The organism is Flavobacterium sp. (assembly GCF_040382755.1).
Classification (GTDB): Bacteria; Bacteroidota; Bacteroidia; order Flavobacteriales; family Flavobacteriaceae; genus Flavobacterium.
This window is the reverse complement of sequence record NZ_JBEIET010000064.1, coordinates 1-11,038: the sequence shown is the minus strand read 5'-3', so window position 1 is coordinate 11,038 and position 11,038 is coordinate 1. Positions and strand designations below refer to the sequence as shown.

The window sequence follows — 11,038 nt, the reverse complement described above, 5'->3', positions numbered from 1 at the left end:
TTAATATATATAAATATTAAAATTATCATTTTTTTTTACTTTTATTTCTTTTATGTTTTTTTCTAACAACTATAAAAATTATCTCATTCATCTGCACAAAAATCGCTCCTAATCCAAGTTTTACTAGCTTCTATTCTAAGTTTGCCTCATTTTGATAGTTTGATTTTTCCATAAACATGTTTTACCTTTATTTGAAAAATTACTTTATGGAAACTATCGAATTTACTAGAAAAGAATTATATGAAATTGTTTGGTCAACAACACTTTCAAAGTTGACTCTGCAATATGCATATACAAATGACGGAATAAAAAAAATATGCAAACAATTTAATATTCCAATGCCTGATGGGAGTTATTGGTCAAAACTAAAGTTTAAGAAACAATTCAAAAAAGAAAAACTCAACCCAATCTTCAGCGGGGTGGACAAAATTGTTTTAACTAAAAGAGAAGAAGGCAATTCAGTAAACGCGAATCAAACACCTTTAACCATTAGAACAAAAGAAATTGAAAATGATACAAAAGCACCTTTAATTGTACCTGAAAAATTATCTAAACCAGACATTTTAATTCAAAACACAAAAGACTTATACAACAGAAGAAAAAAAGAACGATACTATTGGAATGACAAAATAGATAGTGTATCTATAAGTGTTCAAGATGAACATTTAGACAGAGCCTTCCGTATTATGGATACTTTTATAAAACTACTAAAATTTAGAGGTCATACCTTCAGAAAAGACAGGAATAATAGAGGGCCTCTTATCGTTGTTAAAGATGTAGAATTTCATTTTTCTCTAAGAGAAGCTCAAAAACGTATACCTTCTGAAAAAAAATATGAAAGTTCAACTTATCTACCAACTGGGATACTTGTTATAAAAATTGGAGAAAGTTATCATATTAAAGAATGGAAGGATGGTTCTGTAAAATTAGAAAAACAATTAGCCAAAATAGTTGCTAAAATTGAATTGGGAGCAGATGAAGAATTGATTTGGCGTGAAAAAAGTAGATTACAAGCTATTTTAAGAGAAGAGCAAGAAAAAATAAAACAAGAATTTGTAGCACGTAGGGAAAAAGAAATAACAAAAACCAAAAAATTGTTTTCAGATGCAGAAAGATATAATAAAGCAATCATTTACAGAAAATATATAATTGCAACTGAGCACAAAGCAATCAAAGAAAACAACCTTACCGACGAATTAAAAGACTGGATAAAATGGGCTACTGAAAAAGCAGATTGGTTTGACCCATTTACAAACAGACAAGACGAATTACTTAACAACAAAGACAAAGACGAACTACATAAGCCATCACAGCCAAAAAATTATTTTAGATATTAATATAACTTATTTGCAGTCTCAAAATATAGATATTTTATGATGCTTAAAAATACAGCCTCTTTCGAGGCCGTATTGACTACATAATTTTTACAATCATGCAAGTCTAGCTCAAAAACCAAGAATAGTTAGAATTACTATCACTCAGTGCATTTGAGATGCCTTGACTAAAATCAAAGGCATTCACTCCTCTTTCAAGGAAAGTATCAATATAACTGGTTTTATTTGAGCCAGTCAATAAGTTGTAAAACTCCCACATACTAATGTCTCCATTAGCATTTCTACAGAAGCTTTCATCTTGGTAATAATCTTTAGCCACAGTGTTAATGTGCCCATCATTTAAAAGCAATTCAGGAATCACTGACTTTTCTTTTTTAGGCAGGTAATTATAGAGCCTACTCTTGCCAATAATTTGAGCAAAATCTCTTTCAGAAAGAGAATTATTGAGTAGGTTTTTCATTGAATTCAAGTGTTCTTGTGCTTTATATTCTGCTAATGTTTGTAACATTTTAGCCTCAAGGTCAAGATGACTCATAGCCCTGATCTCATTTTGATATCCATCTGTAGAAATACACAGGTTGCAACAAACCATATTTTGAAATCCTATAAAGAATTTAAATTTTTCATAAGTTTTCTTATTGTACAGATTTTCAGTGTTATAAGCACGCACTCCTCCAATTGTAAGAGCTAACTTATTCCCATTAATAGTTTCTGTTATTCCAGGTACTCTAATAATAAAAGCCATTCTCTCAAAATAGGAGGTTCTCTGATGCTCTCCTAGGTCTTTTGCGGCAATATGTAAAGCATCTGGAGTTCTGCCCTTAATTTGATGGCTAACTCTTATTTCAGGAGTATCTATAGGCTCATTTGGAAAGATAGTTGCTATGGCACTTATTGCGGTTTCTATAAACTCTTGATGGGATAAGGTTATTTCATTGTCCTTTGTAAAAACAGGGATTACATTTTTGGACTTTAAATGAGAAAGGCTAACACTTTCCGTATTAGCCTCAATAAAAGGTGATTTTACAATAATTTCAGGTAAACTCCTAGAGGTAATAATCTTATTTTCTTCTGGCAGGAGTATTGCTGTATTGTAGGAGGTATTAACTGGCTTTAGGGTAAATTCCATTTCCATTTGATGATATATTTGTTAAAAGGTTATTTAATAGATTCTTTTTGCTTACAAATTCTTGTTCCAAACTCTTGGCTATATCCAGATTGTTCTGATATAATTGAGTTAGTTCTTGAATTGTCATACATTCTATTATTTTCTGCTGCATTTCAGACTTGGTAATAGTACTGTTGCACCAATCTAATATCTTTTTACCTGTATGAGTATTGATAAGAAATTGGGGCTTGCCTTCAAAAAGTAAAGTTCTGTCTTTGGATGCAGAAGCAAAGTGTTTACTATCTATGTCAAATACCACAGTAAACTCGTAGCTAATTTCATCTCTTTGGATAGCTTTTAACCCAACCTTCTCAGGAACCATTTTACCATTTTTCTCATTGATTACATAATCTTGTTTAACCCTCATCGTAGCAATAAAATGAATATCACTTTGTAATATCTTATCTACAAATTTTTTCTCCATAGGCTTAATTTTAGCCCAATTTACAAAGGAGTTTCCCTGTAGGCTTGAATGGTAATCTAACAAGTAATCCCAACAATGGCTAATGGAATCCAAGATTATAACTTCCATTCCTGCCTTGATACAAACATTAATTGCTTCTACATACCTGTCTGGTGAGTGTGGATTATCTAAACTAAGTACATTATATCCCCCTAAATGAGAGTACAAATTACTACTTCCTGCTTCACTATCAATAATGGCTACTTTAGATAAATCTCCATTTGTCAATCCTTGTGCTAATAATATAGCACTCATAGTTTTTCCTGAACCACTAGGCCCTTGAAGAGCCATCTTTATCTTGGCTTTGCTTCTTTCTGATTTTTTTAATTGCATTGTTTAATTTATTAAAGATTAATATTTAGTTTAATAAAGTGTGTACTAAAAAAGCGACTATCACAGTGACACAGTGACAATCGCTTCTAAAAAGTTATTTTGAAAGATTAAAATGTTTTAATAAAGTACTTTAAAAACAGGTAAAACGAAGTTTTACAAATAACTTTTCAAACTGTAAAGTCACTTTGTCACTGTTTAATTTTTTCTTAACTATATTAAATTTGTTAATTTAAAATACTGCTATCTAATTATTATTGAGCTCTTGATTATTTCCGTTCTTCAAACTACTAATGTTTAATTCTACAAATACATTTCCATTGCTTTTGTAATGGTTGGTTTCAATGTTGTAATAATTACAATATCTATCTATCCATTTTTTTATTGTAATGGGAGTTATTCGCTCGGCAGTATTTGGTTTTGTATTTAAGAAATCGCTAAATAATTTGTTTTTATCAATTACTAATACATCAGGTAATGCTGGTTTTTGATACTGTTGCGGCATACTTATTAAGTCATCCATGAAGTCAATAAAATCGACGCTGGTTTCTATTTTTAGCCTATTTAAATCAATATTAATTGACTTAGGTTCTATTAAACCTTTTTTAAGATAGAATTGTAATACTCCCACCATAAAATTATCAAATTTATTCCACTCCTTTTCGTCCCAATCATCGAACAACTGATGACCAAATTCTTCTTTAGGAGTTAGAACATTTTTGAAATAGGTAGATACTTCATATTCTACTTTTCTTCTTTTTTCAGCATTGCCTCCGCCGCCTTTTACTACGTAATTTGAAGTAATTAGGATTTTAGGAGTTTCCCTACTAGGAATTACAATTGCATTTTTATATTTTTTTTCAATATAAAGTTCGCCAGTGATTAGTGGATACAAACTTTCAAAATCGAACTCTTTTTTTACATCATCAAAGAAAATTATTCTATGATGACTGTTTAATCCAGATAACCTAAATTTATCTTGACTTTTCATAGTTTTTCCGTCAATAAACAAATTTGGAACAATTTGACCAACTGCTTTACCTATTAGTGATTTACCAGTACCTCCATTTGCTTCATTAAATTCAACATCAATTTCTGAATCCATCAAAATAATTGCTTTTGCACATGATGGATTTTTAAACGAATGAATAAGATATCCAATTATTGAAATAATGCTTTTTAAACGTTCTGGTTCATCACTTGCTATAATTTTAATAAAGTCTCCAAAAACACAATCGTCTTTATCAAAAAGGACAAAATCCCTTTTAATAATTTCTTCCTCCCAAACGTATCCTTCAAAATTTTCATAATCTATAAAATCAATTTTATCAGATGTAACCTTTAGAATAATATTTTGATAGTATAAGTACCCAGTGGTTTCATTTCCAGTATTTCTATTCATTTCAATAGTATGAAATGATTCAAATAATTTTTTCACCACGTAATCTTTTTCAAGAAATTTACTCCAAACAGATTTTTTGTTAATCTGTTTGGTATAATCTCGTATTTCGTTTCTTAATACGTGTTCTTTTACTTCCTTTACTATCGAGCCTCTTTTTACCAATACTAATTTATAATTGTTATTTTCATCAATTACTTTTTTGTATCCCAGAGTTTCCCAAAAAACAATTAAACTTTCATTATTGATAGTAATAACTATTTGCCCTTCTTTATTAAGTTTTTCTTCAAAAAAAGGCGCTGTAAATCGGAACCTGTCGTTCAAATTTATTGTAGGACTATGCTGAGTATTTTCTTCCATGATCTAAATTGTAAATTAATATTGGTTCCATTAGTAGCTTTTCATTTGCATCGTCAATCACATCATTTTCAAAATCTTTTAGGTATGCTGAAGTAATTGATATATTTTGGTGCCCCATAGACTGACTTATGACATCGGTTGAAACTCCTAATTGCTTTAAATTAGTCGCGAAACTGTGCCTTGCCACATAACTTGTAAGTGGCTTGTCAATGCCAACAATTTCAGCAATCTTTTTTAGGTCACTATTGAATCTTTTTAGTTTCTTCGCTTTCCGATTTTCAATTTGAATTGGTGTCATCCCTTCATTTAGTAAAATTGGAAAAACAAAATTTGTATTTGTATTAAGTTCCTTATAGTAATCGAGAATTTTTTGAATAGGCTCAAGAATTTTAATAGTAAATCTACCTTTGGTTTTACTACGCGTGTAAATGATTTTATCATCGTCAACTCTGTCCCATGTTAGCTTCATAATGTCATAATAATTCATTCCCCTTGTATAGTATGAAAAAACAAATAAATGTTTTGCTTCCCGTAATTGGGGATACTTTGATTCGTCAAGATTTTCAATCAATCTAACTTCATCTCTTGACAAAGCTTTTTTGAAACCTTTTCCTTTAAGTTTTGAAACTTTATAAGTTTTAAACGGATAGTATTTTTCTTCTACAATGCCTTTTTTAATGGCATCGTTAAAAAGAGCTCTCAATTCTCTCATTCTTACTCCAATTCCACCATCATTACAGCCAGTAGACCTCAAATGAGTTTCATATTTATCAAGAAGTTCAACTGTTATTTCCTTGAAGAGTGTTTTTTGATTTTTACAAAACTTAAAGAATGAATTTTTCGTGTCATAATGAGCACGTGCATTACCTGTTCTTCCGGCAAGATTTAAGTCAAGAATTTTATTATCCCAAAATTCTAAAACAGTAATCTTACTTTGCTCTTTCCCTCTAAATTTTTGTTCAAATTGAGTGAGCGTAAAATCAACTTCTTCTATATTAAATCCGTCAATTATTGCCCATGCTTTTTGCTTAAGATTTGATAGAATTATATTCTTTTGGATATAATTTGACATACTTTTTTTGAATTGAGATGATTTATGGTCCCAATCTTGTAATTCACAATCCATTCCCAGCGAAATGATTTTTACCTTTCTATCCTTTGTAATTCTGAGTACAATAGGATATTTACCTTCTTTATTCTGCTTGTCACGTAGAACTATTTTTACTGAAGCCATACCTTAATTAATATTAAACATAAATTCACGACAATAAATAGACTTGCTTTTCACATCACAAGATGAAACTTCAGAAAAAAAATCAATTTTATTAAACACTTCTGGATTTACATTTTCAATTTTCAATGAATCATTTAATTCAAAAACTATACTTGGTCCAATAATCAAATTAATATCTATTGAAAATAAAATTTTAAATAGCTTAACAGAATTATAACGAAGGCTGTCAATGTTTTTTTGTAGATTTTCATTATCAATGTTTGTCAATAATATTTGACAAATTGATTTCTGTAATTTATATGCCGCTTCTGAAATTTGTAATTGTTTTACAGGATTATAATTTTGAACTGAAGGATCAATAATTAATGATTTAATCTGAAGTTTATCCTTGTGAAAAATAAATTTAAATTCTGTAGTGTTGTTACTTATAATTTTAATGTGTTTAATTTTCATAATTTAATGCTTTTTGTGATTTAATTAAATAACTTTCAATTTGATTTCCTATTTCCGTAACCGAATTTATCTTGTTACAAAAAATCCAATCTTCTAAATCTTTTTTTAGAAAATAGATTTTTTTACATCCTGGAGGTTTGTAATAAGGAATTTGCTTTTGGCTGGTTTTTTTGTAAATACTAGATTTTGAAACCTTGAGGAATTCAGCCGCTTCGTTTAAAGATAGTACTTCTTCTTTGCTTTGCTTCATATTTAAATGTATTAATGTCCCAATTAATTTTGGAACATTGCAAAGGTGAAGATTAGATAAAATTACATAGCTGTACGATACCTTTACAGATAATGTATAGGTATAAAATTGAGAGGATTTTAAAGACTGCTAATTATATTATCAATGATTTCATTTTGATAATTACTGTTTAGAAAAGTGCTTTTTGATTGTCTTACATTATTTAAAATATTGCCCATTCTATCTCTAAAAACATATTCTATTTTTTTGTTATAATCTGAATTACTAACATCTAATATTATTTTATTATTTATTAATTTTTCTATTAGGTAAAAAATAGATTGTTTATTTAATTCTCCAGACCTCGCTTTATCAAGCCACTTAATACCATACTTAACTTCTTTGTTGGTAAACGCATTAATAAATTCATTTTCTAAAGAATCGATAATAGAATTATTCTTAAGTAAAGTGAAAAGTAAATGTAATTTTTCAAGATTTATTTCTGGACTTAAACAATATGAGTTATTCCCAATAATAAGAGTACCTGCTTCAAACGTTTCAATAAAATTATTTAATTCAAAAAGTTTACTGATAATAAAAGGATATTCGCAATAAATTTTTTGAGCTTTTTCTATTATTGAATGTAAGATTTTTTTCTGCAAATCTAAAAATGGATAATATGTTTTACCGTTATATGCTAAATCATGGACAATAGTTTGAATTTGATATTTTGACTTTTCACATTGCTTTTGGACAAAAGCTTCAAAAAATAGATTAAAATCTGAAGTTATATAATCTCCTTCTAATTGATTCCCTTTGTCATCGGAATAACAACCATAGTAGGTAATAACTCCTTTTGAATAATCAATTTCAAAGTTTATTTCTCCTGAATTTTCTACAAAATCAGTGATAAATTCTTTTATCAAATGAGTAGTTTTATCTTCTTCAAGTAAATTCTGAAAATATAATAAAGGTGTAATATTTTGATAAGTGTCCATTTGACAAAATTAAAACTAAATTTTTAATTTGTTTGACCTATGTTTGACCTGTAAAATAAAAAAAGCCCTACATTTCTGTAAGGCTTTGATTTTACTAGTGGTCCCACCTGGGCTCGAACCAGGGACCACCTGATTATGAGTCAGGTGCTCTAACCAACTGAGCTATAGGACCTCTATTGGTGGTGCAATATTACTACTATTTTTAATTGCAAGCAAATCTTTTTTTAATCGATTCTAAAAATGTGGGGTAACGTTCTTGAAATCAATCTATTTTATTTCTTGACAAAGTTCAATTAATACGCCGTTTGTGGTTTTCGGATGTAAAAAAGCCACTAATTTATTGTCGGCTCCTTTTTTTGGTGTTTCATTTAAAACGGTAAAACCTTCCAGCTTTAGGCGTTCTATTTCTGCATAAATATCTTCCACATCAAAAGCGATATGATGAATGCCTTCTCCTTTTTTCTCTAAAAATTTTGCAATCGGGCTGTTTTCATTTGTGGCTTCTAATAATTCAATTTTATTTGGGCCACACATAAAAAAAGATGTTTTTACGCCTTCGCTTGCTACTTCTTCTGTTTTATAAGCGGCTTGTCCGAAAAGTTTTGAAAACAATTCATTTGAATTTTCTAAATTATGAACGGCTATGCCAATATGTTCTATTTTTCTCATTTTTACACGAATTAATATGCAAAAATAAACATTCATAAATGTATTTCTGCTTATTTTGTGAGTAAAAATTGTATTTTTGCCTAATGGAAACAAATAGACAAAAAAAAATTGGTGCATTATTGCAAACGGACTTAGTAGATATTTTACAAGGAGAGATTAGAAAAAATTCAATTTCTAATTTAATAATTTCTGTTTCTAAAGTAAATGTAACTTCAGATTTATCCATTGCAAAGGTGTATTTAAGTGTTTTTCCTTCCGAAAAAGGACCAGAATTATTAGCAGCAATTAAAAGTAACGCGCCTTTAATTAAACACGATTTATCGCAACGTGTAAAATTGCAATTAAGACGTGTGCCAAATTTAATTTTCTTTATTGATGATAGTTTGGACTATATTGAAAAAATTGACAATGCACTTTCAAGAAAAGAAAACCCAATTGAAAATCCAGATTTATTAGAAAAACGAAAAAAATCATAATTTGAATTTTCCGTTCTACATAGCCAAAAGATACGCGTTTAGTTTATCTAAAACTACCGCCATAAATGTGATTACGTTTATTGCTTCTTTTGGAATTATTGTTGGTGCAATGGCACTTTTTGTAGTACTTTCTGTTTTTAGTGGGTTACGCGATTTTAGTTTAAGTTTCTCCAATGCCACCGATCCCGATTTACGTATTGAAACCCTTACAGGAAAATCATTTTTTTTATCCGAATCTCAAGCTTCACAATTAAAATCTTCAAAAGAATTTAAAACCTATACCAAAATTGTAGAAGAACGCGCCTTGTTTTATTATAAAAATAAAGAACACGTAGCTTATTTAAAAGGAGTAGATTCTAATTATTGTAAGGTAAATGAACTAAATACGTTTTTATATGCTGGAGATTGGTTGGAATCCAACACCAATCAAGTAGTGGTGGGTTCTGGTATTTCCAGAAAATTAGCTTTAGGACTTTTCGATTTTAATAATGTTTTAGAAGTCTATATTCCTAAACCAGGTTCGGGATTAATTGAAAATCCTGAGGAAGCGTTTAATAAATCGCCTTTACTTACTTCTGGGATATTTCAAGTTAGCGATGATGTTGATGAAAAATATGTGTACTCTACCATTGAATTAACACAAGCCTTACTGAATTACAAACCCAATCAACTGACTTATATCGATTTTAAACTCGCACCAAATGTATCTGAAACGGATGCAATAGAAACCATTAATAAAATATTTCCAAATCAAGTAAAAATAAAAAACAGAGCCCAATTAAATGACGCGTTGTATAAAATGCTTAATACCGAAAACATTGTGGTGTATTTAATTTTTACTTTAGTAATTATCATTGCGTTATTCAATTTAATTGGAGCAATTATTATGATGATTATCGAAAAGAAAAACAATTTAAAAACCTTATACAATTTAGGTACAGAAATTAAATACTTAAAAAACATTTTCTTGTTTCAAGGAAATATCATTTCTATTTTCGGAGGAATTATTGGGTTAATTTTAGGGATAATTGTCATCTTAATTCAACAACAATTTGAAATAATAATGATAAATTCAACGTTAGCCTATCCTGTTCTTTTCGAAGCTAAAAATGTTATACTTGTATTTTTCACCATTGTAATTTTAGGATTTATAGCTTCTAAAATTGCTAGTAGTACCGTAACCAAAAAATTATTAGAATGAGAAAAATTGTAATCGTATTAATAGGATTAGTTTTATTCGGATGTAAATCGAAACAAATAACAAATCAAAAGAATCAAGAATCTGAAATTAATTTAATTTTAAATAATTGGCATAAAGCTGCTGCTGAAGCAAATTTTAATTCGTATTTTGATGCGATGGCGGATGATGCTATTTTTATAGGGACTGACGCTACAGAAAACTGGAATAAACCAGCATTTATACAATTTTCAAAACCCTATTTTGATAAAGGCAAAGCGTGGAATTTTACTACTTTAGAACGAAATATTTACTTTTCTTCGGATAAAAAAACAGCTTGGTTTGATGAATTGCTAAACACGCAAATGAAAATTTGTCGTGGTAGCGGCGTTTTGGTAGTTGACAAAAATGGAAATTGGAAAATCAAACAGTACGTGTTATCAATGACCATTCCAAATGATCATACAGATGAAGTTGTGAAAATAAAATCGTTAATTGAAGACAAGGAAATAGAGAAACTAAAAAACAAAACTAAATAATGATTTGTCAATCTGAACTTGTTTCAGATTCTACTTAATTTTTTTAGAATCTGAAACGAGTTCAGATTGACAAAAAAAGTGGTTTATTTATAAATCGTTGCTTTCAAATTCTTAAACATATCAACGGTCATATTTTCTATGTTAAAATCGTTTTTCCAACCCCAATCTTTTCTTGCTGCACTATCGTCAATACTCGCTGGCCAACTATC

12 protein-coding genes, 1 tRNA gene and 1 pseudogene are annotated in these 11,038 nt (G+C 29.2%); 4 read left to right on the top strand and 10 right to left on the bottom strand.

Annotated features, from left to right (window positions below):
- Positions 1–206: 206 nt before the first annotated feature.
- Positions 207–1,337, top strand: a complete 1,131-nt coding sequence (locus tag ABWO04_RS07215) for a hypothetical protein (protein WP_353078659.1) — start codon at positions 207–209, stop codon at positions 1,335–1,337.
- Positions 1,338–1,440: 103 nt separating this feature from the next.
- On the opposite strand, the gene ABWO04_RS07210 is transcribed toward ABWO04_RS07215, so the two are convergent.
- The 9 genes from ABWO04_RS07210 to mce form a co-directional block, all read right to left on the bottom strand.
- Positions 1,441–2,469, bottom strand: coding sequence for a DUF3871 family protein (locus ABWO04_RS07210; protein ID WP_353078657.1), 1,029 nt, complete (start codon positions 2,467–2,469; stop codon positions 1,441–1,443).
- Positions 2,438–3,298 (bottom strand): AAA family ATPase, encoded by an 861-nt coding sequence (locus tag ABWO04_RS07205; protein ID WP_353078655.1) that lies wholly within the window; start codon positions 3,296–3,298, stop codon positions 2,438–2,440. Before ABWO04_RS07205 ends, ABWO04_RS07210 begins: the two co-directional genes overlap by 32 nt.
- Before the next feature lie 244 nt (positions 3,299–3,542).
- Positions 3,543–5,054 (bottom strand): primase-helicase family protein, encoded by a 1,512-nt coding sequence (locus tag ABWO04_RS07200; protein WP_353078653.1) that lies wholly within the window; start codon positions 5,052–5,054, stop codon positions 3,543–3,545.
- Positions 5,032–6,288, bottom strand: a complete 1,257-nt coding sequence (locus ABWO04_RS07195; RefSeq protein WP_353078651.1) for a phage integrase SAM-like domain-containing protein — start codon at positions 6,286–6,288, stop codon at positions 5,032–5,034. Before ABWO04_RS07195 ends, ABWO04_RS07200 begins: the two co-directional genes overlap by 23 nt.
- A 3-nt stretch (positions 6,289–6,291) precedes the next feature.
- The gene (locus ABWO04_RS07190; protein ID WP_353078649.1) at positions 6,292–6,741 is read right to left on the bottom strand and encodes a hypothetical protein; all 450 of its coding nucleotides are present in this window, start codon (positions 6,739–6,741) and stop codon (positions 6,292–6,294) included.
- Complete coding sequence (locus ABWO04_RS07185; protein ID WP_353078647.1) at positions 6,731–6,991, bottom strand: helix-turn-helix transcriptional regulator; 261 nt, start codon at positions 6,989–6,991, stop codon at positions 6,731–6,733. Before ABWO04_RS07185 ends, ABWO04_RS07190 begins: the two co-directional genes overlap by 11 nt.
- A 119-nt stretch (positions 6,992–7,110) precedes the next feature.
- Entirely contained in the window at positions 7,111–7,896 is a 786-nt protein-coding gene (locus tag ABWO04_RS07180; protein WP_353078645.1) for a hypothetical protein, read from the bottom strand.
- A 170-nt stretch (positions 7,897–8,066) separates the two neighbouring features.
- Positions 8,067–8,140: transfer RNA gene (locus ABWO04_RS07175), tRNA-Ile, on the bottom strand.
- Positions 8,141–8,235: 95 nt separating this feature from the next.
- Complete coding sequence (gene mce, locus ABWO04_RS07170; RefSeq protein WP_353078643.1) at positions 8,236–8,637, bottom strand: methylmalonyl-CoA epimerase; 402 nt, start codon at positions 8,635–8,637, stop codon at positions 8,236–8,238.
- 83 nt (positions 8,638–8,720) lie between these two features.
- On the opposite strand from mce, the gene rbfA reads away from it, so the two are divergent.
- The 3 genes from rbfA to ABWO04_RS07155 are packed head-to-tail and all read left to right on the top strand — an operon-like array spanning position 8,721 to position 10,829.
- Positions 8,721–9,113: a 30S ribosome-binding factor RbfA gene (rbfA, locus tag ABWO04_RS07165; RefSeq protein ID WP_291241634.1), complete on the top strand. Its 393-nt coding sequence runs from the start codon at positions 8,721–8,723 to the stop codon at positions 9,111–9,113.
- Between the two features lies 1 nt (position 9,114).
- Positions 9,115–10,314, top strand: a complete 1,200-nt coding sequence (locus ABWO04_RS07160) for an ABC transporter permease (protein WP_353078641.1) — start codon at positions 9,115–9,117, stop codon at positions 10,312–10,314.
- Positions 10,311–10,829, top strand: a complete 519-nt coding sequence (locus tag ABWO04_RS07155) for a nuclear transport factor 2 family protein (RefSeq protein ID WP_353078639.1) — start codon at positions 10,311–10,313, stop codon at positions 10,827–10,829. Before ABWO04_RS07160 ends, ABWO04_RS07155 begins: the two co-directional genes overlap by 4 nt.
- Positions 10,830–10,912: 83 nt before the next feature.
- Here the strand turns inward: ABWO04_RS07155 and ABWO04_RS07150 are convergent.
- Positions 10,913–11,038 (bottom strand): annotated as a pseudogene (locus tag ABWO04_RS07150) (NAD-dependent epimerase); the annotation flags it as partial.

Excerpts from the sequence above, each read along its gene's own strand:
- ABWO04_RS07215 (WP_353078659.1), top strand. The coding sequence starts at position 207 with ATGGAAACTATCGAATTTACTAGAAAAGAATTATATGAAATTGTTTGG.
- ABWO04_RS07210 (WP_353078657.1), bottom strand. The coding sequence starts at position 2,469 with ATGGAAATGGAATTTACCCTAAAGCCAGTTAATACCTCCTACAATACA.
- ABWO04_RS07205 (WP_353078655.1), bottom strand. The coding sequence starts at position 3,298 with ATGCAATTAAAAAAATCAGAAAGAAGCAAAGCCAAGATAAAGATGGCT.
- ABWO04_RS07200 (WP_353078653.1), bottom strand. The coding sequence starts at position 5,054 with ATGGAAGAAAATACTCAGCATAGTCCTACAATAAATTTGAACGACAGG.
- ABWO04_RS07195 (WP_353078651.1), bottom strand. The coding sequence starts at position 6,288 with ATGGCTTCAGTAAAAATAGTTCTACGTGACAAGCAGAATAAAGAAGGT.
- ABWO04_RS07190 (WP_353078649.1), bottom strand. The coding sequence starts at position 6,741 with ATGAAAATTAAACACATTAAAATTATAAGTAACAACACTACAGAATTT.
- ABWO04_RS07185 (WP_353078647.1), bottom strand. The coding sequence starts at position 6,991 with ATGAAGCAAAGCAAAGAAGAAGTACTATCTTTAAACGAAGCGGCTGAA.
- mce (WP_353078643.1), bottom strand. The coding sequence starts at position 8,637 with ATGAGAAAAATAGAACATATTGGCATAGCCGTTCATAATTTAGAAAAT.
- rbfA (WP_291241634.1), top strand. The coding sequence starts at position 8,721 with ATGGAAACAAATAGACAAAAAAAAATTGGTGCATTATTGCAAACGGAC.
- ABWO04_RS07155 (WP_353078639.1), top strand. The coding sequence starts at position 10,311 with ATGAGAAAAATTGTAATCGTATTAATAGGATTAGTTTTATTCGGATGT.